General features: G+C 63.2%; 19 protein-coding genes and 1 pseudogene. 10 read left to right on the top strand and 10 right to left on the bottom strand.

Annotated features, from left to right (window positions below; translation table 11 throughout):
- The first annotated feature begins 33 nt into the window (after positions 1 to 33).
- Both ABS769_RS14280 and ABS769_RS14285 read left to right on the top strand, forming a co-directional pair.
- Positions 34 to 1,026, top strand: a complete 993-nt coding sequence (locus ABS769_RS14280; protein ID WP_317060360.1) for a response regulator — start codon at positions 34 to 36, stop codon at positions 1,024 to 1,026.
- Positions 1,027 to 1,503: 477 nt separating this feature from the next.
- A complete protein-coding gene (locus ABS769_RS14285; protein WP_317060357.1) occupies positions 1,504 to 2,934 on the top strand; it encodes a DHA2 family efflux MFS transporter permease subunit in 1,431 nt (476 codons plus the stop codon).
- Positions 2,935 to 2,992: 58 nt separating this feature from the next.
- Here the strand turns inward: ABS769_RS14285 and ABS769_RS14290 are convergent, their stop codons facing one another.
- The 4 genes from ABS769_RS14290 to ABS769_RS14305 all read right to left on the bottom strand — a co-directional run bounded on the left by ABS769_RS14290 (position 2,993) and on the right by ABS769_RS14305 (position 6,043).
- A complete protein-coding gene (locus ABS769_RS14290; protein WP_317060356.1) occupies positions 2,993 to 3,415 on the bottom strand; it encodes a hypothetical protein in 423 nt (140 codons plus the stop codon).
- Positions 3,412 to 4,398, bottom strand: coding sequence for an acrylyl-CoA reductase (NADPH) (gene acuI / locus ABS769_RS14295; protein WP_317060355.1), 987 nt, complete (start codon positions 4,396 to 4,398; stop codon positions 3,412 to 3,414). Before acuI ends, ABS769_RS14290 begins: the two co-directional genes overlap by 4 nt.
- A 115-nt stretch (positions 4,399 to 4,513) precedes the next feature.
- A complete protein-coding gene (locus tag ABS769_RS14300) occupies positions 4,514 to 5,368 on the bottom strand; it encodes an oxidoreductase (RefSeq protein ID WP_317060353.1) in 855 nt (284 codons plus the stop codon).
- Between the two features lie 99 nt (positions 5,369 to 5,467).
- On the bottom strand, positions 5,468 to 6,043 hold the full coding sequence (locus tag ABS769_RS14305; protein ID WP_317060352.1) for a TetR/AcrR family transcriptional regulator: 576 nt from the start codon (positions 6,041 to 6,043) through the stop codon (positions 5,468 to 5,470).
- A gap of 133 nt (positions 6,044 to 6,176) precedes the next feature.
- Between ABS769_RS14305 and ABS769_RS14310 the strand changes: the two genes are divergently transcribed.
- The 3 genes from ABS769_RS14310 (at position 6,177) to ABS769_RS14320 (ending at position 9,338) form a co-directional block, all read left to right on the top strand.
- Entirely contained in the window at positions 6,177 to 7,259 is a 1,083-nt protein-coding gene (locus ABS769_RS14310; protein ID WP_350498187.1) for an alkene reductase, read from the top strand.
- A 59-nt stretch (positions 7,260 to 7,318) separates the two neighbouring features.
- Positions 7,319 to 8,107 (top strand): SDR family NAD(P)-dependent oxidoreductase, encoded by a 789-nt coding sequence (locus ABS769_RS14315; protein WP_317060348.1) that lies wholly within the window; start codon positions 7,319 to 7,321, stop codon positions 8,105 to 8,107.
- 229 nt (positions 8,108 to 8,336) lie between these two features.
- Positions 8,337 to 9,338, top strand: a complete 1,002-nt coding sequence (locus ABS769_RS14320) for an NADP-dependent oxidoreductase (protein WP_317060347.1) — start codon at positions 8,337 to 8,339, stop codon at positions 9,336 to 9,338.
- Between the two features lie 239 nt (positions 9,339 to 9,577).
- Here the strand turns inward: ABS769_RS14320 and ABS769_RS14325 are convergent.
- Both ABS769_RS14325 and ABS769_RS14330 read right to left on the bottom strand, forming a co-directional pair.
- Positions 9,578 to 10,765: pseudogene (locus ABS769_RS14325) on the bottom strand (chloride channel protein); the annotation flags it as partial.
- Between the two features lie 128 nt (positions 10,766 to 10,893).
- Entirely contained in the window at positions 10,894 to 11,199 is a 306-nt protein-coding gene (locus tag ABS769_RS14330) for a metalloregulator ArsR/SmtB family transcription factor (protein WP_316698423.1), read from the bottom strand.
- Between the two features lie 258 nt (positions 11,200 to 11,457).
- Here ABS769_RS14330 and ABS769_RS14335 point away from each other — a divergent pair, with 258 nt between their 5' ends.
- Genes ABS769_RS14335 through ABS769_RS14355 form a run of 5 tightly spaced genes read left to right on the top strand, consistent with a single transcriptional unit; the run spans position 11,458 to position 14,412 of the window.
- The gene (locus tag ABS769_RS14335; RefSeq protein WP_317060410.1) at positions 11,458 to 12,324 is read left to right on the top strand and encodes an MBL fold metallo-hydrolase; all 867 of its coding nucleotides are present in this window, start codon (positions 11,458 to 11,460) and stop codon (positions 12,322 to 12,324) included.
- Complete coding sequence (locus ABS769_RS14340; protein WP_317060346.1) at positions 12,321 to 12,761, top strand: YeeE/YedE family protein; 441 nt, start codon at positions 12,321 to 12,323, stop codon at positions 12,759 to 12,761. The genes ABS769_RS14335 and ABS769_RS14340 overlap by 4 nt, the downstream gene beginning before the upstream one ends.
- Positions 12,758 to 13,189 carry a YeeE/YedE family protein gene (locus ABS769_RS14345; RefSeq protein ID WP_317060345.1) on the top strand — a complete coding sequence of 144 codons (432 nt, stop codon included), beginning with the start codon at positions 12,758 to 12,760 and terminating at the stop codon, positions 13,187 to 13,189. The genes ABS769_RS14340 and ABS769_RS14345 overlap by 4 nt, the downstream gene beginning before the upstream one ends.
- Positions 13,186 to 13,602 carry a TIGR01244 family sulfur transferase gene (locus ABS769_RS14350; RefSeq protein ID WP_317060343.1) on the top strand — a complete coding sequence of 139 codons (417 nt, stop codon included), beginning with the start codon at positions 13,186 to 13,188 and terminating at the stop codon, positions 13,600 to 13,602. Before ABS769_RS14345 ends, ABS769_RS14350 begins: the two co-directional genes overlap by 4 nt.
- A gap of 48 nt (positions 13,603 to 13,650) precedes the next feature.
- Positions 13,651 to 14,412 (top strand): sulfite exporter TauE/SafE family protein, encoded by a 762-nt coding sequence (locus ABS769_RS14355; RefSeq protein WP_317060409.1) that lies wholly within the window; start codon positions 13,651 to 13,653, stop codon positions 14,410 to 14,412.
- An 80-nt stretch (positions 14,413 to 14,492) separates the two neighbouring features.
- Here the strand turns inward: ABS769_RS14355 and arsH are convergent, their stop codons facing one another.
- From arsH to ABS769_RS14375, 4 genes are all read right to left on the bottom strand, one after another.
- On the bottom strand, positions 14,493 to 15,218 hold the full coding sequence (gene arsH / locus ABS769_RS14360) for an arsenical resistance protein ArsH (protein ID WP_317060342.1): 726 nt from the start codon (positions 15,216 to 15,218) through the stop codon (positions 14,493 to 14,495).
- On the bottom strand, positions 15,211 to 15,627 hold the full coding sequence (gene arsC / locus ABS769_RS14365) for an arsenate reductase (glutaredoxin) (protein ID WP_317060341.1): 417 nt from the start codon (positions 15,625 to 15,627) through the stop codon (positions 15,211 to 15,213). The genes arsH and arsC overlap by 8 nt, the downstream gene beginning before the upstream one ends.
- Before the next feature lie 127 nt (positions 15,628 to 15,754).
- On the bottom strand, positions 15,755 to 16,102 hold the full coding sequence (locus tag ABS769_RS14370) for an ArsR/SmtB family transcription factor (RefSeq protein WP_317060340.1): 348 nt from the start codon (positions 16,100 to 16,102) through the stop codon (positions 15,755 to 15,757).
- 381 nt (positions 16,103 to 16,483) lie between these two features.
- Complete coding sequence (locus tag ABS769_RS14375; protein WP_317060338.1) at positions 16,484 to 21,493, bottom strand: NAD-glutamate dehydrogenase; 5,010 nt, start codon at positions 21,491 to 21,493, stop codon at positions 16,484 to 16,486.
- Between the last annotated feature and the right edge of the window lie 183 nt (positions 21,494 to 21,676).

Below are 21,676 nucleotides of genomic sequence, written 5' to 3' on the forward strand. Positions count from 1 at the left end.
CCGCCGCACGCGCCGGTTCGCAAGGATCCATCCATGCCGTCCCGTCCACTGCTCTGCGTCGACGACGAATCCAGCAACCTGGCGACCCTGCGCCAGCTGCTGCGAGACGATTTCCCGTTGGTCTTCGCCAAATCCGGCGGCGAGGCGCTGGATGCGGTCAGCCGCCACGCGCCGGCGCTAATCCTGCTGGATGTCGAATTGCCCGACATGGATGGATATGCGGTGGCGCGCACGCTCAAGCAGCAACCTTCCAGCACCACCATCCCGATCCTGTTCGTGACCTCGCGCAGCAGCGAGCAGGACGAACGCGCGGGGCTGGAAGCGGGCGCGGCCGATTACATCAGCAAGCCCTACTCGCCCGCGCTGCTCAAGGCGCGCATCGCCACCCAACTGAAGCTGGCAGAAAATGCGCGCCTGGCCCAGCAGTACCGCGATGCGATCCATCTGCTCGGCACCGCCGGCCAAGGACAGGACGCCGACACCGGCGCGCATATCTGGCGCATGGCTGTGTATGCGCGCGTGCTGGCCGAAACGGTCGGTTGGTCCACGCAACAAGCGCAGCTGCTGCAGGACGCCGCGCCCCTGCACGATGCCGGCAAGATCGCCGTGCCCGGCAGCATCCTGCACAAGCCCGATGCGCTGGACGAACACGAACGCTCGGTGGTGCTGCAGCATCCGCAGATCGGGCACGATTTGCTGCGCCACGGCCGCGGCCCGGTGTTTCAACTGGCCGCAGAAATCGCGCTGCATCATCACGAATGCTGGGACGGCAGCGGCTACCCCAAGGGTCTGGCCGGCGATGCCATTCCCGAATCCGCGCGCATCGTGTCGGTGGCCGACGTCTTCGACGCACTGTGCGGGCGGCGCGCCTACAAGGCCCCATGGACGGTGGAAGACGCCATGCGCAAGCTGGAAAGCATGGCCGGCAAACAACTGGAACCGCGCCTGGTGCAGCATTTCCGCGAGGCCTTGCCGCAGATCCTGCAGATCAAGGACGCCTGGGACGGCCCGGCTGTACAGCGTTGATTTGAAGTTGGCTGCCTTCCGCCGGACCCTCACCCCAACCCCTCTCCCGGAGGGAGAGGGGCTTTGCGATCCCTTCTCCCATCGGGAGAAGGTGGCGCGCAGCGCCGGATGAGGGTACGGCCAGCCAGGGTCGGTCAGCCAGGCGCGCCATTTAACTGCTCATCCATGTTGAATCGATCACCGGCTCGGGCGCATGGGCGATGTCGTAGCCGCCGCCTCGCGTACTGCGTGACCATCAGCCGCCTTAGCCGCCAACCTCTGCATCAACACCGACACCCGCCATCCAACATCCAACACCCAACACCCAAACCACCACATCTACATCACCACACACGCACTGTTGTTACCCACGTGCGCTTGAACCCCGCCCCACACGAGCGGACAATGCGCGTGTTGCGCCGCACAACACCGTGCGACGCGGGCCGATCCGGTTGCCGTCTGCGGCGCCAGCGATGCGACCCCGCAACCGAGAGTCCGATGTCCTCCAGCGTGTCCGAGGCCGGCGCCATGCCGCCGCCGCGTTATCCCGATTACCGCATCATCTCGCTGATCCTGGCCTGCGCCATTTTCATGGAGCAGATGGACGCCACCGTGCTGGCGACCGCGCTGCCGACCCTGGCGCACGACTTCGGCGTCGCCGCGCCGGCCATGAGCATCGCCATGACCAGCTATCTGCTGGCGCTGGCGGTGCTGATTCCGGCCAGCGGCGCCATCGCCGACCGCTTCGGCCTGCGTCGCGTCTTCGGCGCATCCATCTGGGTGTTCGTGGGCGGCTCGATCCTGTGTTCGCTGGCCGACAGCCTGCCCACCATGGTCGCCGCGCGCGTGCTGCAAGGCGCCGGTGGCGCGATGATGGCCCCGCTCGGCCGGCTGATTCTGTTGCGCACGGTCGAGCGCCGCCACCTGGTGTCGGCGATGGCCTGGACGCTGGTACCGGCCTTTATCGGCCCGATGCTCGGCCCGCCGCTGGGCGGGTTTTTCGTCTCGTATCTGGATTGGCGCTGGATCTTCTACATCAACGTGCCGATCGGCATCGCCGGCTTTTTGCTGGTGCGCCGTTTCATCCCCGACATTCCCACCGAATCGGCCCCCGCACGCTTCGACTTGCGCGGTTTCGTGCTGTGCGGCACCGCGTTGGGCTGTCTGTTGTTCGGCCTGGAAATGGTCAGCCAGGAAAACGGCATCGGCAAAGCGAGCTGGCTACTGGCGATCGGCGGCGGCGCGGCCCTGGGATATCTGTGGCATGCGCGCCACCACCCTGTCCCGCTGCTGGATCTGAGCCTGCTGCGGATCGACTCGTTTCGGCTGTCGGTGATCGGCGGCGCACTGATGCGCATCACTCAGGGCGCGCATCCGTTCCTGCTGCCGCTGCTGTTCCAGATCAGTTTCGGCATGAGCGCTGCGCACAGCGGGCGCCTGATTCTGGCCACCGCGCTCGGCGCGTTGTTGATGCGCAGCATCACCCCGCAGTTGCTGCGCCGCTTCGGTTATCGCAACAGCCTGATCGGCAACGGCGTGCTCGCCAGCCTGGGCTATATGGTGTGTGCCTTTTTCCGGCCCGACTGGCCGCATGCCCTGATGTTCGGGCTATTGCTGTGCTGCGGCGCCTTCATGTCGTTCCAGTTCGCCGCCTACAACACCATCGCCTACGAAAACGTCCCCGCCTCGCGCATGAGCCGCGCCAGCAGCCTGTACACCACCTTGCAGCAGCTGATGCTTTCGGTAGGCGTGTGCGCCGGCGCGATGATTCTGAAACTGGCGATGCTGGCTGGCGATCATATCCAGCCGCAGCAACGCGATTTCTCGCTGGCGTTCTGCGCGGTCAGCCTGATCTCGCTCAGCGCCACCTGGTGGCATCTGCGCTTCGACAAGCATGCCGGGCAGGAAATGAGCGGGCACCGCGCCTAGCGCGTTATGAACGTGGATTCGCCTGACAACACCCCACCGGGTGTTGTCAGGCATGCACTCAGCGCGCGTGCTTGTTTCGGCGCTGTGCGGCATCGGCACGTGTCACCAGCAGGAACGCCAGCGGAAAGCCGACTTCAATCGCGACCGCCGAAAAGATGCCTGCGTTGACGTGCCCGGCCCCCCACTCCGCAACGCCCAGCACTGCCAGCAGCAGGCACGCGGTGACGAAGCCTGCGATCACCGCCCGGCGGCCCGGCGACGGCGGCGCATTTCTCACCAGGACCAGCATGACGCCGATGGCGGCATACAGCGGCGCGGCGCGGCGGCCGACCAGGCCCAACGCATTGCTGTCGAACGCGACGCCCCAGTTGGCCAGCATGATCGCAGGCGCAAGCAACCAGGCGGCGCCCAAGGCGAAAAGCAACAACGCCGATAACGTGGCCAGGTAGCGGAACGCACGTGACGCGGTGGGCGTGCTCATGCGTTCACGTCCACCACGGTGCGCCCCTGCACCTTGCCTTCCAATAGCTGGACGGCAATTTGCGGCACCTCGGCCAGGCCGATGGTATGGGTTGTCGTTGCAAGCTTGTCCAGATCCAGATCGCGCGCCAGACGCGACCACGCCTGCACGCGCACGGCTTGCGGCGCGTTGACCGAGTCGATGCCGGCCAGCGTGACATTGCGCAGGATGAAAGGCAGCACCGATGCCGGCAGTTGAACACCCTGCGCCATGCCGAACGCGGTGACGACGCCGCGATACTGCGTCTGCGCCAGCGCGTTTGCCAGCGTGTGGCTGCCCACCGCATCCACCACACCGGCCCAGCGTTCCTTGCCGATCGGCGAACCGGGTTCGGACAGGCTGGCGCGGTCGATGATCTCGGCGGCGCCCAGGCTGTGCAGATACTCGGCCTGCTCCAGGCGGCCGGTGGAGGCGACCACGCGATAGCCCAGGCCCGAGAGCAAGGCAATGGCGACCGAACCGGCACCGCCGTTTGCGCCGGTGACCAGGATGTCGCCGCGTTCTGGTGTCAGCCCGCCGTGCTCCAATGCCAGCACCGCCAGCATGGCGGTGTAGCCGGCAGTACCAATCGCCATCGCATCGCGCGTGGAAAATGCCTCCGGAATCTTGACCAACCAATCCCCAGGCACCCGCGCCTTCTGCGCGAAGCCGCCATGGTGGGTCTGACTCAAGCCCCAGCCATTGGCCAGCACCCGGTCTCCAACCGCGATGCCCGGAAACGTGGACGCTTCGACCACGCCGGCAAAGTCGATGCCCGGAATCAGCGGGAACTGGCGAATAATCGGGCCCCGCCCGGTCACCGCCAGTGCGTCCTTGTAGTTGACGGTCGAGTAGTCGATGGCAACCGTGACATCGCCCGGCATCAGGTCGTCTTCGTTGAACTGGACCACGGTGGTAGCAACCATCTCGCTGGTTTGATTCGCCAGCAAAGCGTTGAAGGTCATTGCCTTCTCCTGTTCGAATTGAGGCCGCGCGCGTTATCGCGTCACGGCGGTGTATCGGCAACGGTACGCAGTCGCTGCCACTGCCGTTGCTGGTCTATGCAGCGTCTGACAAAACTTATCTGGCGTGCGTGGGTGTCTTGGCATCAACAGGCGTGTTTGCATCCAGGTGCAAATTCTTGCGAATCAGCGACTGGAACACGCCTGCCGGTGCAAACCGCCGCAACAACTGCAGTTGTCCGGCGATCTTGCCCGCGGTGTAGCGCACCTTGGGGTGCTCGGCGCGGGCCGCCTTCACCACCACGTCGGCCACCACGGATGGCTCGTCTGCAATCGCCATTGCCTGCGCGACCACTTTTCCAACTTCCGCTCGAACCTGCCGATAGGTTTCCAGCGGCGCGTCGGGGGCCAGATTGTTCGCTTCGAACTGGGTCTTGGTGTACGCCGGTTCGATGACGGTGACCCGGATCCCGTAGCTGCGCAGCTCGTGGTCCACCGCCTCGGAATACCCTTCCACCGCGTGTTTGCTGGCGGCGTACAGCGCCGCATACGGGGTGGGCACCAAACCAATGATCGAGCCGATATTGATGATGCGGCCACTGCCCTGGCGGCGCATGTGCGGCACTACCGCACGCGTCATCCGCACAACGCCGAGAAAGTTGGTGTCGAGAATGGCCTTGGCCTGCTCGATCGAGCTTTCTTCCGCCGCTGCGGGAGACACGCCGAAACCTGCATTGTTGACCAGCAGGTCGATGCGACCCTCCAGCCGCAACAGTTCCTGGATTGCAGCATCCACAGACTCATCGCTGGTCACATCCAGCGCCAGCAGCTTGAAGGCGCGCTGCCCGGATTGCGCGCCGCGACGGCTGGTGCCGTACACCGTATAGCCGGCGGCGGCCAATGCCTCGGCGCTTGCTTCGCCAATGCCGGAGGATGCGCCGGTCACCAGCGCAACAGGAGATTTGTTTGTCATGGGAATTCCTAAAGTGCAGTGAGTGACAGGCGCAGGTGTTTGGCGATCAAAAACCGCGCGGGATGCGGATGCACGTGTGTCGGGATGCGCGCGTGTCGGTTAGTTGGATGGTTGCAACGACGACAGGATCTGGTCGCGAGACACCGCGATGATTTCGTCGGCCAGTGGCGAATCGTCCGGGCACGACCGCGACAGCACGATGGCGCCGATGGCGTGCGCCATCATGTCCAGGTTGCTGGCGCGCTCAGCCGCTGCCTCGGCAGTGCCGGGCGCAGCGCCGCTGCGGTCGAGCGCAGCCAGCAGGTTTTCGACCCCGGCCGCAAACGCTTCCCGCACTTCCTCCGGCTGACGCGCGGCATCGGCGCCCAGCGCAGCCATCGTGCAACCGGTGGCAGGGCTGTCGCGGTGTCCGCGCGACAGATAGAACTTCACGAAATCCGTCTTGTCCGCGTGCTCGGTCTGCGCGGCGATGTTGGCCAGCCCGCAGGCCGCCGATTCGGCCATCAGGTCCGCTTTGGAACGGAACTGCTTATAGAAGCCGCCGTGCGTGAAGCCTGCGGCGGCCATCAGATCGGCAATGCCGATCCCTTCGTAGCCACGCTCGCGAAACAGCACCGAGGCCGTCTCGACGACGTGCGCTCGGTTCGCTTGTGCCTGTGCCTTGGTCACTTTCATCGTTGGGACACTCCGTGCTTGTGCGGGACTGGGGAGAGCGACAGCGTACATTGATGTTGCTCGTCATCAAAGTATTGACATCTTAGATTTTGATCGTAATCTTTGTCAACCACTGAATTTATGAGCACCGTCAATGACCCACTCTTCGCTGTTCGAGCCCTATGCCCTGGGCACCCTGACCCTGGCCAATCGCATCGTCATGGCCCCGCTAACCCGCAACCGGGCCGGCGCCGGCCTGGCACCTGCTGCCCTGACTGCGACCTATTACGCCCAGCGCGCCTCGGCCGGCCTGCTGATCACCGAGGCCACCCAGATATCGCCGCAGGCCCAGGGCTATCAGGACACTCCCGGCGTGTACACGCCCGAGCAGATCGCCGGCTGGCGCGCCGTCACCGATGCCGTGCATGCCAAGGGCGGGCGCATCTTCGTGCAGCTCTGGCATATGGGCCGCGTGTCGCATGTCGACCTTCAGCCGGGCGGCGCGGCACCGGTCGCGCCTTCGGCCATCCGCGCGGCGACCAAGGTGTTCGTCAACAACGGCTTTGCCGATGTTTCCGAGCCACGCGCGCTGGAGCTCGACGAACTGCCGGGCATCGTCAACGACTTCCGCCAGGCGGCGGCCAATGCGATTACGGCCGGCTTCGACGGCGTCGAAATTCACGGTGCCAACGGCTATCTGCTGGAGCAGTTCATCAAGGACGGCGCCAATCAGCGCACCGATGCCTATGGTGGCTCGATCGAAAACCGCGCACGCCTGTTGCTGGAAGTGGTGGCCGCCGTAAGCAAGGAAATCGGCGCCGATCGCACCGGCGTGCGCATCTCGCCGGTATCGCCGGCAAGCGGCATTTCCGGCAGCGATCCGCAGCCGCAATACGACTACATCGCCGAGCAGCTCGATGCGCTGGGCATCGTGTATCTGCATGTGGTGGAAGGTGCGACCGGCGGCCCGCGCGATGTGGCCCCGTTCGACTATGCCTCGCTGCGCAGCAGGTTCAAACGCACTTACCTGGCCAACAACGGCTATGACCTTGAGCTGGCCACTACGCAACTGAGCGCAGGCAACGCCGACCTGTTCGCATTCGGCCGGCCGTTCATCAGCAACCCCGATCTGGTCGAACGTCTGCAAACCGGCGCGGCGCTGGCGCCGTTGAATCCGGCCACGCTCTACGGCGGTGGCGCCGAGGGCTACATCGATTATCCGACGCTCACCGGCTGAGGCTCTCGCGCCTTCGCACATTTCGCACCTTTCGCACCTCTCTCATCAAGGAACGTTTCATGACCACACTTCCCGCTGTTCTCATCACTGGCGCTTCCACCGGTATCGGCGCTGTCTATGCCGAGCGCTTCGCACAACGCGGCCACAATCTTGTGCTTGTCGCACGCGACAAGCCGCGCCTGGACACACTGGCGGCACGTCTGCAGGACGCACATGGCGTCAACGTCGACGTGCTGCAGGCCGACCTGACCCAGCCCGCCGATCTGACCGCAGTGGAAACCCGCCTGCGCGACGATCCGCAGATCGGCATCCTGATCAACAACGCCGGCGTGGCGCAGTCCGGCGGTGTGTTGCAGCAAACCGCAGAGACGATCGAACGCCTGATCACCCTCAACATCACCGCGTTGACCCGGCTTGCCGCCGCTGTGGCGCCGCGCTTTGCGCAGTCCGGCAGCGGTGCCATCGTCAATCTCGGCTCGGTGGTGGGTCTGGCGCCCGAATTCGGCATGACCGTGTATGGCGCCACCAAGGCCTTCGTGCTGTTCCTGTCGCAGGGTCTGCATCTGGAGCTGGGAGCCAAGGGTGTGTATGTGCAGGCAGTGCTGCCAGCCGGCACGCGCACCGAGATCTGGGAGCGTGCCGGTATCGACGTCAACACGCTCAAGGACTTGATGGACGTTAACGAACTGGTCGACGCCGCGCTGGTCGGCTTCGATCGCCGCGAACTGGTCACCATCCCGCCGCTGCATGTGGCCGAACGGTGGGATGCACTGGATGGCGCGCGCCAGGGTTTGCTGTCGGACATTCGCCAGGCGAACGCGGCCGAGCGCTATCAGCCAAACGCCTGAGGGTTTTAGCCTTTGCCATGCCTGGTCGCCATCGCGACCAGTGCAGGCATTTAGGTGAGGATTTACGCATCTGCGTTTGTTGGCACCACTCCACAGATTCAATCGATTCAAACGGCTCACATAGCGGTCAAGCTGCACCCACCGATTTGCTAGCGCAACAGGTGAAGGCGGCCGGGACTCGCAGACGCCCGGCCACTCACATACAACGACAGCATGGGACTCGAACCACATGAAAGCACTGACCTTCAAACGCTATGGCAAATCGCCCGACATCGGCTTCAGCGAGTTGCCGCGTCCGACAGTGAAACCCAACGAGCTGCTGGTCGAGGTGCATGCCGCTGGCGTGAACCCGATCGACAACATGATCCCCACCGGGATCTTCAAGCCCGTGGTGAAGTTCGACTTGCCCGCCACGCTGGGCAGCGACGTGGCCGGGATCGTCGTCGAGGTCGGCAGCCGCGTCACCCGCTTCAAGAAAGGCGATGCGATTTTTGCCAGCGTGTTCGATCTGGGCCGCGGAACGCTCGCCGACTATGTCGCGGTCCCGGAAAGCGCCGCAGCGCTGAAGCCGGCCAACCTGGATTTTGTGCAGGCAGCCTCGGTGCCGATGGTCGCACTCACCTCCTGGCAGGCCTTGCAAGAACGCGCTGCGCTGCAGCCAGGCCAGAAGGTCTTCATTCCTGCCGGCTCCGGCGGCATCGGCACCTTTGCGATCCAGCTTGCAAAACACTTCGGCGCCAGCGTGGGCACCACCACCAGCACCGGCAACGTCGCACTGGTGAACAGCCTGGGCGCAGACGAGGTGGTCGACTACAAGCAGCAGGAATTCGAGACCGTCCTGCGCGGATACGACGTCGTGCTTGGCACCATCCGGGGCGATACAATCGAAAAATCCCTCGGCATTCTCAAGCCAGGCGGCAAGATCGTGTCGCTGGTCGGACCGCTGGATGCAGCCTTCGCGCGCGCACGCCGGTTGAATGTCGTGCTGCAATTCGTCTTCACCATGATGAGCCGCAAGATCATTCGTCTAGCGAACAAGCACAACGTCGCCTACACCTTTCTGTTCGTGCGCCCCGATGGCACGCAACTGGCCAAAATCGGCGAGTTGCTCGAAGCCGAACGCATCCGCCCGGTTATCGACAAGGTGTTTGCGTTTGAGCAAGCAAAAGAGGCCTTGGATTATCTTGGACAGGGCCGCGCCAAGGGCAAGGTGGTCGTCAAGATCAGATAAAGCGGTGAAATAGTCGCAGCAATCAGTGCAGACCCGCATCATGCGAGATGAGTACACTGTGTCTGCGTTGTACTGATTTCGGGAAGAGTGACCTGCGCGCTTTAGCATCTACGCTGTTCAACCACCAACGCTTCTCTTGGGGTGTACGTCGGGTCGAATCAATCGTTGAGGTTCTTCGTAGGTCAAGATCAAGTGCGGCGTTATCACCAGACCGGTGAAGATCTTAGAAGCTACGGCCTGGCTGGCGATGCAAGCCTATTTTTTAAAGAGGCACTGGTCGGGTCTACCACCGAGGCACCTGCTAGCAGGTTCACCCCCACAAACAGGCTGCCCACCAGCGATCCCATGAACAGCGAGGCAAAGAACAATCCACCGCGAGACCCGAAGCCGAGCGAGATGCCCGATGCGATGCATTTGAGCACCAGCACGATTGCCAACACCCGCAGCGTACTGCTGCCCGTCAGATCCAGGTGCAACGCGCCATGCCCGGACGACAACACCTGCGGCGAATACATTGCCAGCGGAATCAGCAGCAGGCCGCCCACCACCGGACGGCCCCAGACGGGCAGCGTGATGCGGCCGACGCCGCGCTCGATACCGCCAACCAGGCGCATCACCGCGATGCCGATCAACGCGCACGCAAGACCGAGTGCGATGTAGATGGCGTAGTCGCGCGGCTGCAATTGATAAGCCACTGCCGCCGGCAGCGAGTAGGGCGACGCGCCCAAGGCATTGGCCATGAAGGCGCCGGCCAGCGCCGCGGCAGCCACCGGCGCGAGCGCGGACGGCGTATAGGCACCAATCACGATCTCGAACTCGAACTCGAACTCGTAGAACACTCCCGCAAGCGGCGCGCCTAAGGCGGCGGAGATCGCACCCGCCGCGCCGGCACCGACCAGGGTGCGCATGTCCGCACGACGCACTCGCAGCACTCGGCCCAACTGCGAACCGGCGCCCTATCCCATCTGCGTATACGCCGCGTCAAGTCCGACCGACGCGTCGAAACCATTGGACACTAGGGTTTGCAGCGCAACGATCAGGTTGTCGCGCATCGACATGCGCCCGCCGTGCAATGCATTGGCTTCCACCGCATCCACCAGAGGCCGCTTGCGACGACGTGCCAGCAGTGCCACCAGACCGACCAGCAAGCCGCCCAGAGGCAAGACCAACAACTGAGCGGGGGTAATCGAGGTTGCCGTGCTGAGCCGCTCGTTGGGCGCAAGCGCGTAAAGCCAGCTCTGCAAGGCGTGTGCGATACCGGCCTGCCCCACCATCAGTGCCGCAGCCATCAGCCCGACAACCGCTGCCAGTGTGATGAACCAGAGATCGTTGGCACGAAATTGCCTGCGCAGCCAGTCTAGAGGCTTGAGTAGGGGCAAGCGGGTCTGGTGCGCGGCGGATACATCGGCAGAAGACAGTGGCGGCATGGGAGACCAGTGATCCGTAGGATCAGTGCGTCGACAGGCCAAGGAAATATCGAAAGTAGTGCCCAGTGTGCGCGCCTATTGCTGAGCTTGCGCCCTCTGCATTGCGTGCCGCAAATGGACTGCAACTTTCAAAAGTGACCGTCCACATGATCAGTATCCGCGCAGAAGATCGCATGCATGGCGGTCAGTAAGGCGGCAACTTTGGGGTCAGCCATGCGGTAGATGATGGACCTGGACTCGCGTCGGGTTACGACCAACTGCCGCTGACGCAGTTCTGCTAGCTGCTGGGACAACGCCGGCTGCCGGATACCGGTCGTCGCCTCCAGGCCTCCCACCGTGGATTCCCCCTGTGACAACTGGCACAACAGCAGCAGGCGTGACGGCGTGGCCATGAAGCGCAGTAGCTCAGCAACTTCTGGCACCCGCTCCTTCATGGCAGCGAGATCACTGACGGTAAGAATAGTTTCGGTCACGGGTCGTGAGGATGCGGCCTTGGGATGTAGAGCGTAGCCGGTAAGCCCTGCGGCGACTGAACAAGAAAGCAAGCGGCCCAGCAATAGTTTCATAGTTTCGTTAACCATGAAACAGTTGGATGACCTTCAATCGGCCCGCTGACCGTGACTATCCCTGCTGCAATAGATGCTTTATTGGAGACAGCTCGAACCGTCGTGAGCGACGCGCATTCCGGCGCCATGCCCACGCCGCACGTGAAGACGTTCTTCGATGCTGCGACCTTTACCGCCAGCCATGTGGTCCGAGATCCCCGCTCGTCAGCCTGCGCCATCATCGACAGTGTTCTCGACTTCGACATGGCCTCCGGCCGGACGGCAACCGGCGCTGCTGCTGCACTTGCGCAGTACGTGCGTGAGGAGGGCCTGGAGGTTCAGTGGCTGCTTGAAACCCATGCACACGCCGACCACCTGTCGGCCGCGCCGTGGCTGCAACAACACGTTGGCGGACAGCTTGCCATCGGCGAGCGCATTACTTCAGTGCAGGACACCTTTGGCAGCGTGTTCAACGCCGGTGCGGAATTCAAGCGAGATGGCAGCCAGTTCGACCACCTCTTTGCCGACGGCGCAGCATTCACTATCGGGAATCTGCAAGCGATTGCGCTGCATGTGCCTGGGCACACGCCGGCCTGCATGGCCTACGTCATCGGCGATGCGGTGTTTCCGGGCGACACCTTGTTCATGCCGGACTACGGCACTGCCCGCTGTGACTTTCCGGGTGGCTCAGCGCGCCAGCTCTATCGTTCCGTCCAGCGATTGCTGGGGCTGCCGGACGCCACCCGTGTCTTCCTTTGCCACGACTACAAAGCCACCGACCGGGACCATTTCGCGTGGGAGACCACGATCGGCGCCCAACGCACCGCGAACGTGCATGTGCATGAGGGCGTCTCCGAGGTCATGTTCGTCGAGATGCGGGAGAAGCGCGACGCCACGCTCCCCATGCCGCGCCTGCTCCTTCCGTCGGTACAGGTCAACATGCGCGCCGGTCATCTGCCCGAGCCCGACGATAACGGCGTGCGTTACCTGAAGCTACCGGTAGACCTGCTATGACTCTGCCTTCCTTGGCCTGGTACTGGCCCCTTACCGGCGGCCTGATGATCGGCATAGCCGCTGGCGCGTATCTGCTGATCGCAGGCCGCATCGCTGGCATCTCTGGTCTGCTCGCCAACGCGCTCGGCCTGCAGGCTGGCGGTGCACGCTCGCTGTCCATCCTGTTTTTGGCCGGACTTCTGGCAAGTGCAGGCGTGGGACTAGCGATCAAGCCAATTGCGCTTCCGTCACTATTGGGCACCGGGACGCCGGTGCTGATCCTGGCTGGCCTGTTGGTGGGCTACGGGACGCGCCTGGGCGCTGGTTGCACCAGTGGGCACGGGGTGAGCGGGCTGGCGAGATTGTCGCCGCGCTCCATCGTCGCCACCACGGTCTTCATGCTGCTGGGCATGGCAACGGTAACGGTCGTACGGATCGCCGCCGGAGCGGGCGCATGATCCGGCTAGCGGCCTTTTTCTCCGGGTCCTTGTTTGGCCTGGGCCTAGTGGTCTCGGACATGGCCAATCCCGCGCGCGTGCTCGCCTTCCTCGATGTCACCGGCGCTTGGGATGCCTCACTGGCATTGGTGATGGCGGGCGCGCTGATTCCTTCGGTCATTGCCTATCGATGGGCCCGTGTGCGCACCGCGCCCCTGCTTGCGCCGTCATTTCACCTCCCACAGCAACGGAAGATCGACCGAAAGCTGGTCGTCGGCGCGGCCTTGTTTGGCATCGGCTGGGGATTGGCAGGCGTGTGCCCAGGCCCGGCCATCGCCCTGCTAGCGACCGCTCAACCGTTCGCAGTGGTCTTTGCTGCATCGCTGGTGGCGGGACTGTTGCTGCACTGGCTCATCCACCGCTCCCGAACAACGGAGAAGCAGCCATGAAACTTCGACCGCTCTCGCCCGATGTGCTTGTAACTGATCAGATCCTTCCTGCCGACATCCCTGCCCTGGCCAAACAGGGTGTCGCAAGCATCGTCTGCAACAGGCCCGACGGTGAACAGCAGGACCAGCCCGATCACCTGGCCATGCAGGCAGCCTGCACAAGCGCGGGCATGCGTTTCGCCTATCTGCCCGTTGTGGCCGGTGCCATCTCCGATCACCAGGTGCAACAGTTCGGCGAGCTGCTTAAGCAGTTGCCTGGTCCCGTCGCCGCTTATTGCAGGACGGGGACGCGCTCGACGTCGTTATGGGTCCTTGATCAGGTGCGTACTGGCGGCGTCATGGCCGAGCAAGTCCTCTCCGTCGCCGCCGACGCGGGTTACGACCTTTCCTCCCTCGCTCGGCGCCTTCGCTGAGACGCGCTGTCTAGCCCTGGGTAGCCATTCGTTATGCAAACACTTTCACTGCTGCAACTGGCGCTGGGTGGGCTTTCCGGAATTATGGTCGGCTTTGTGCTGGGGCTGGTCGGTGGAGGAGGCTCCATCCTCGCTGTCCCGCTGATGCTCTATCTGGTCGGCGTCGACAATCCGCATGTGGCCATCGGAACCAGCGCGCTGGCGGTGGCTGCCAATGCGCTGTCCAACCTGCTCGTACATGCCCGCCGTGGCAATGTCAGGTGGCCGTGCGCCTCGGCCTTCGCATTGGCAGGCATCGCCGGCGCCTACCTCGGCTCTACCCTGGGCAAGGCCTTCGACGGACAGCGGCTGCTGGTGCTGTTCGCGGTGCTGATGGTGGTGATCGGCTTGCTCATGTTGCGCAGGCGCAACGCGGGAGAGGATGCGACTGTGCGGCTCGGCAAGGACAATGCGCCCGCGCTGATGGGGCTGGGAGCGATCTCCGGCGGGTTTTCCGGCTTTTTCGGTATCGGTGGAGGGTTCCTCATCGTGCCTGGCCTGATGACCGCCACCGGCATGCCGATGCTGACTGCGATAGGCAGCTCCCTGGTGGCGGTCTCCGCTTTCGGCCTGACTACGGCGCTGAACTACGCGCATTCCGGGCTGGTGAACTGGCCACTTGCTGCGGCGTTGATCATTGCGGGCAGCGCGGGTGGCGTCGGTGGAGCGCGTGCAGCGACTGCACTTGCAGAACATCGGGGAGCGCTCAACGCTGCCTTTGCGCTACTCATCTTCATCACCGCGGGCTACATGCTCTGGCGAGTGCTCTGACGTCGCACCGGGCTAATCCAACAGGCATCTTGCGTCTGCAAAGACGGGGTAAGCGCAAGCATGGAAGATTCCGAAGGATGTCAGATGGAGCGCTGGTTCACCCGTTTGGACAGCGCCTCGGCGCTTTCGACGCGTTCGGAGTAGCGGTCGGTCAGGTAGGCGGAACGGCCACGCACCAGCCAGGTGAACTTCGCCAACTCCTCGCAGACATCAACCAGCCGGTTGTAATACGCGGAGGGCTTCATCCGGCCGGTGTCGTCGAATTCCAGAAATGCCTTGGCAACCGACGACTGATTCGGGATCGTGACCATGCGCATCCAGCGGCCGAGAATGCGCATCTGATTGACCGAGTTGAAACTCTGCGAGCCGCCTGACACCTGCATCACGGCCAGTGTCTTCCCCTGTGTCGGTCGCGTGGCACCCAGCTCCAGCGGAATCCAGTCGATCTGCGCCTTCATGACCCCGGTCATGGCGCCATGGCGTTCCGGGCTGACCCACGCCATGCCTTCGGACCACTCGGCGAGCATGCGCAACTCAGCCACTTTTGGATGATCGGCTTCTGCTCCATCTGGAAGTGGCAATCCGCGTGGATCAAAGATGCGCACGTCGCAGCCGAACCACCGTAAAAGTCGAGCTGCTTCTTCCGCAAGAAAACGCGAATATGACCGCTCTCGGATCGAGCCGTACAAAATCAAGATGCGAGGCGGATGCATCGGATCTTCCGATGCAGCTAGGGCGCCCATATCGATTGGATGCAGCTGCGGCAGATCGATGTTGGGCAAGTCCGCCTCCAACCAATCAATCATGCGATGCCCCTTGCGCAGTCACCACTTCACCGTCTTCCTTGGTGAAGGAGGCGACCGGATTGGCCAGCAACGCGAAGACCTTTTCCGATGGCCTGCAGAGCGCTGCACCTTTGTCGGAGACCACAATCGGCCGGTTGATGAGGATCGGATGCGCCAGCATCGCGTCCAGCAACTGCGCATCGGACAGCGTGAGATCGTCCAAGCCCAGCATCGTGTAAGGGGTTCCTTTCTGACGTAGCAAATCGCGCGGACTTAGGCTCATCGCCTCAATCAACTGCATCAACGTTTCGCGCGATGGTGGCGTTCGCAGGTACTCAATGACATCAGGCGTTTCTCCTGATTGGCGAATTATTTCGAGCGTGTTTCGGGACGTGCCGCAGTCTGAGTTGTGATAAATGGTGATAGTCATGTTCAGTTCTCAGGTCGCGTCCGGAAAGGAATGGAATATGGCTATCAGCTGGCGCATTTTGCGTGCACCTTGCAGCGCGCAACGTTGCAGCAGCGCAGCAAACGGGTGCCAAAGTTCTTTGGATCGCTCATGAGCAAGTCTCCGCGCTGCAGGTTGTCACCAGATCGGTGAGAGAGCCGCAGATTTGCGGATTCCCGGAACAGCAGTCTTCTGTCAGAAAGGCGAGAAGTTGGCGCATATCGTCATAGCTCGCTGCGTAAAGAACACGTCGCCCGTCCCGCCAAGAACGCAGCAGGCTTGCGCGCTCGAGTGTCGAGAGATGAAAGCTCATCCGGGTGGGAGGGATTGAGAGTGCGTCGGCAATCTCGCCTGAGGGCATCCCGTTTGGCCCCGCGCGGACCAACATGCGAAACGCAGTTAGACGATCGGCGTGTGCGAGAGCTGAAAGTGCCGCAATGGCAGAATTGTCGTCCATTGATGCGACTATACAATCATCCTTGTAGAATGCAATTGTCAGTTAGGCAAGTCGCCAGACGTGTATGCGTTGCGGTAACCAATGAGCTTGAACGTTGAGCACGCAGTCAGTAGTGCTGGCCTCCTACACTCAACTAGAAGCCACAAGCGCAACAAGCACCGCTTGATGTCGATGTACGTAAAGCAGCAGCAAGTCTGCTGCCTATTGGCACGCACTTTCTATAAACGGTGGTTTCGTGCAGTGTGGAATTTAGAAATCATCACTGACGCATAGTTAAAGCCCGCCCAATTCTCTGGGCAGGCTGCTTAGAAGGTTAAACGCCTTAACCGCTCAAACTGCGGTGGTAGCGAAGCCAAGCTCCGTTACCACCGTGCAGCTTACTTACATCCCGTGCGCAGCCAACTGCCCAAGCCGCTGCACCGCCACCGACACGGTCGGGTAATCCAGCGTCTTCTGCTCGGCCACATCGGCCAGCATGGCCAGGGTGAAGCGCAGGCTGGAATCGTCGCGTGCCAGCCAGTTGGCTACCTTGTCTTCCGCACTGCTGCCGGGCATGGTCAACACCTGGCCCACCAGCGCGCGTTGATGCGCAGCCAGCTCGTCGCGCAATACGCCACGTGCCACGGCATGCCAACGGCCATTGACCTCCAACGCGTCGATCTGCTCGAACAGCCACGGCAGGCGCAGTGCTTCGCCCAGGCGGAAATGCACCTTGGACACGTCCACCGGCTTGAGCTTGCGGGTGCGCGCGGTTTCGATGATGTCGAACGCCGGCTCCAGATAGCGCAGCTCGGACAACTGCTGCGCCAGCTGCGGCGGCAGCCCCTTCTCCTGCCACTCCTGCACGCTGCCTTCGTACTGCGGGCGCTGCGTATCGGAGAGCACACCGGAAGCGACACGGATGTCGTTGAACGGGCCGTGGTAACGCTCCACTGCTGCAGTGATGCCCGGCATCTGGCCAGGACGCAACAGCAACCAACGCACGAACGAGCGTTGCAGGCGCCAGATCACTTCCAGTGCATCGATCTGCACCGACTCGGGCACCTTGCCGTCCAGCGCATCGATCTGCGTCCACAGCGCGCGCGCATCCAGCGTTTCGCGGCTGATGGTGTAGGCCTTGGCAACCTCGCCGATGCTGCGGCCGGTGTCTTCCTGCATGCGCATCAGGAAGGTGGCGCCCATGCGGTTGATGGTGGTGTTGGTCACCGCAGTGGCGATGATTTCGCGCTTGAGGCGGTGCCGCTCCATCGCATCGGCGTACTTCTTCTGCAGCGGCTGCGGGAAGTAACGCTGCAATTCCTTGGACAGATACGGGTCTTCGGGAATATCCGATTCCAACAGCTGCTGGAACGCCACCAGCTTGGAGTACGACAACAGCACCGACAACTCCGGGCGCGACAAGCCCTGCCCGCGCGCCTTGCGTGCGGACAGTTCCGCATCGGAGGGCAGGAACTCGATCTGGCGATCGAGCAGGCCCTGCAGTTCCAGCGTGCGGATGAAGTGCTGCTTGGAGCCGAGGCGCTTGACGCTCATGCGCTCCATCAGACTGATCGCCTGGTTCTGGCGGTAGTTGTCCCACAGCACCAGGTCGGCCACTTCGTCGGTCATCGAGGCGAGCAGCGTATTGCGTGCGTCGTAGGTGAGCTTCTTGGCCTGCACCATGTCGTTGAGCAGGATCTTGATGTTCACCTCGTGATCGGAGGTGTCCACGCCGGCCGAGTTGTCGATGAAGTCGGTATTGAGCAGCACGCCGGTTTGCGCGGCCTCGATACGACCGAGCTGGGTCAGGCCCAGATTGCCGCCCTCGCCCACCACCTTGCAGCGCAGCTCGCCGCCATTGACGCGCAGGCCGTTGTTGGCACGGTCGCCCACATCGGCGTGCGATTCGCTGGAGGCTTTGACATAGGTGCCGATACCGCCGTTCCAGAACAGATCCACCGGCGCCTTGAGGATGGCGTTCATCAGTTCGTTCGGCGAAAGCTGCTTGACGTTGGATTCCAGACCCAAGGCTTCGCGCACCGGCGCGCTGATGTCGATCGACTTGAGCGTGCGCGGGTAGATGCCGCCACCGGCGCTGATCAGCTTGGCCTCGTAATCGGCCCAGCTGGAACGCGGCAGCTTGAACAAACGCTCGCGCTCGGCGAACGAAGCGGCTGCATCCGGATTCGGATCCAGGAAGATATGCCGATGGTCGAACGCGGCAAGCAGACGGATATGCCGCGACAACAGCATGCCGTTGCCAAACACGTCGCCAGACATGTCACCGATGCCGACCACGCTGAATTCCTGGCTCTGGCAATCGCGCCCCATCGCACGGAAGTGGCGCTTGACCGACTCCCACGCACCGCGCGCGGTAATGCCCATGCCCTTGTGGTCGTAACCAACCGAGCCGCCGGAGGCGAACGCATCGCCCATCCAGAACCCGTGATCCAGCGCCAGCCCGTTGGCGATATCGGAGAACGTGGCAGTGCCCTTGTCGGCAGCGACCACCAGATACGGGTCGTCCTGGTCGTGACGCACCACCTGCGGCGGCGGCACGATCTTGCCGCCGACGATGTTGTCGGTGATATCGAGCAAACTCTGGATAAACAGCTTATAGCAGGCAATGCCTTCGGCCTGTACTGCGTCGCGGTCGCCACCCACTGGCGAACGCTTGACGTAGAAACCGCCCTTGGCACCGACCGGCACGATGACCGTGTTCTTGACCATCTGCGCCTTGACCAGCCCCAGCACCTCGGTGCGGAAATCTTCGCGACGGTCCGACCAACGCAGGCCGCCACGCGCCACCGCACCGAAGCGCAGGTGCACGCCTTCCACGCGCGGGCTGTAGACGAAGATTTCGCGATACGGACGCGGCTTGGGCAGATCCGGCACGATCGAAGAATCCAGCTTGAAGCTGATGCAATGGCCGTGCTTGCCGCTCTTGTCGGTCTGGTAATAGTTGGTGCGCAGCGTGGCATCGATCACGTCGATGAAGCTGCGCAGGATGCGGTCTTCGTCCAGGCTGGAGACGCGATCCATCAACTTCAGCAGCGTGGCACGGGTGGCCTCCTGCTGCGCGGCGCGGTCGCTGCCACGTGCCTGCAACACCGGCTCCAAGGCCTTGAGCGTGGCCTCGTCGCCGGCTGCGAATACCGACAATTCCTCACGCAGCCGTTCCTGGCCGGCGAAGATCTGCGCCTTGGTTTCGTTGCCGGTGGAGGGGTCGAAGCGCGCTTCGAACAATTCCACCAACAAGCGCGCCAGCAGCGGGTAACGGGTGAACGTCGCCTCGACATAGGCTTGCGAAAACGGCACCGCAGTCTGCAATAGATACTTGCAGTAACCGCGCAGCAGCGCGACCTGGCGCCAATGCAGGCCGGCGGCCAGAATCAGACGATTGAAGCCGTCGTTCTCGGCATCGCCATTCCAGATCCGCTCGAAGGCTTCGCCAAAGCCGGCATCGGCGTGGGCCGCATTGATCTTGCCCGCGGTCGATTCGACCTCGAAATCCTGGATATACACCGGGGTTTCGCCGACCTGCAGCCGGTACGGCCGCTCGGAGATCACCCGCAGGCCCATGTTCTCCATCATCGGCATCGCATCGGACAACGGAATGTCGTCGAGCTGGCGATACAGCTTCAAGCGCAGGCCTTCGCCGGCATCCAGCCGCATGCCGTCGTCGCGGCGGATTTCCTGCAAGCTCAGATGCAGGTCGTCCGGGCCGTCCAGCGTGGCCAGATGCTCGACGTCGGACACCGCCGATTCGATCGAGGAATCTTCGATATAGCCAGCCGGCAACGCACGGCCGAAGTTGGCCGCCATGCGCAAACCATTGGCTTCTCCATGCCGCGCCACCAGCGCCTCGCGCAAGGCATCGCGCCAGTTGCGCAGCAGATGCGCCAGCCGCGATTCGAGTTCGGTGGTATTGAATTCCAGCGCCTCGCCACTCTTGGGCCGCACGATCAGATGCAGCTGCGCCAGCGGCGACTCGCCCAGCACCACGCTAGAGTCGATGTACTCGCCATGCAACGCATCTTTCAACAACGCTTCGATACGCAGGCGCACATCGGTGTTGAAGCGCTCGCGCGGGATGTACACCAGCGCGGAGATAAAGCGGCTGTACTTGTCGCGGCGCAGGAACATGCGGCTACGCACGCGCTCCTGCAGACCGAGAATGCCGATCGCGGTGCGATACAACTCTTCTTCGTTGGACTGAAACAGCTCCTCGCGCGGCAGCGTCTCGAGGATGTGCCGCAGCGCTTTGCCGCTGTGGCTGCTCGGGGTCAGCCCGGACTTGCTCATCACGTATTCGTGGCGCTGACGCACCAGCGGAATTTCCCACGGGCGGCGGTTGTAGGCGCTGGAGGTGAACAGGCCCAGAAAGCGCTGCTCGCCGACGATGCGGCCCTTGGCATCGAACTCCAGGACGCCGATGTAATCCATGTAGCCAACCCGATGCACGCGCGAGCGCGCATTGGTCTTGGTCAGGATCAGCGCGTCCTTGAGCTTGGACGAGGTATTCAAGCCGTGCGCTGCCAGCGTGGTCACCGGGCGTGCCGGCGAGGTGTCGTGGCCGCGCATCAGGCCCAGCCCGGTCTCTTCCACCGGGGCCAGCACGTCCTGGCCGTCCTGCTTTTCGACGCGGTATTCGCGATAGCCGAAGAAGGTGAAGTGGTCGGCCGAGGCCCAGCGCAGGAATTCCTGCGCCTCGTGGCGGCTGATGTCGTCCATCGGCAGCCGCCGGGTGGCCAGGTCATCGGCCAGCATCACCATCTTTTCGCGCATCGCAGCCCAGTCGTGCACGATCGCGCGCACTTCGGCCAGCACCTTGCGCACCGCCGCTTCCACCTTGGGCATTTCTTCGGCGGGCTGGCGGTCGATCTCCAGCACCATCAGCGACTCGCTCTTGCCCTCGCCCACCGCGGTCAGCTTGCCGGCCTTGTCGCGCGCGATGCGCAGCACCGGGTGGCCGAGCACGTGCACGCCGATGCCCAGGTCAGACAGCGTCATGCTCACCGAGTCCACCAGGAACGGCATGTCGTCGTTGACGATCTGCAACAGCGTGTGCGGCGACTCGTAACCGTGGCTCTTCAAGGTCGGGTTGAACACCCGCACGTTGACCGTGCCGGCCTTGCGCGTGCGTGCGAATTCCAGCATGTCCGCCGCCAGCGCCGCCCATTGCTCGGGCGGATGGTTGGGGAACTCGTCCTCTTCCATGCGGCGATAGAAGCCGGCTGCGAACAGCTGCACTTCGGGCTGGCGGGCCGCCGGGTAGCGCTTGCGCAATGCGGCAAACACCGGCTCCAGAACGACCGCCTGCGGTGCGCCGGCAAGCACGGGGACGGCACGTTCGGCGACCGGCTTGGTCGGCGTCGTGGACGATTTCGAAGCGGCTTTCTTGGCTGTCATGAGAGAGCTGGGATGCTCGGTGGGAAACCTGAATTGTACCGGTGCGCGATGACGACGCCTTGCTGCATAGCGCAAATCCTGCGCCGTCAGTCGGCCCGCGCAGGCTGCAAAAGCATTACCGCTGTGTAGTTTTCCCGCAGAGGTGCGATGCGTGCTGGCGCAGGCGGCAGCTGGACCGCCAGA

Origin of the sequence: Xanthomonas hortorum (assembly GCF_040279205.1) — a bacterium.
In the GTDB taxonomy this organism is placed as follows: Bacteria; Pseudomonadota; Gammaproteobacteria; order Xanthomonadales; family Xanthomonadaceae; genus Xanthomonas; species Xanthomonas hortorum_F.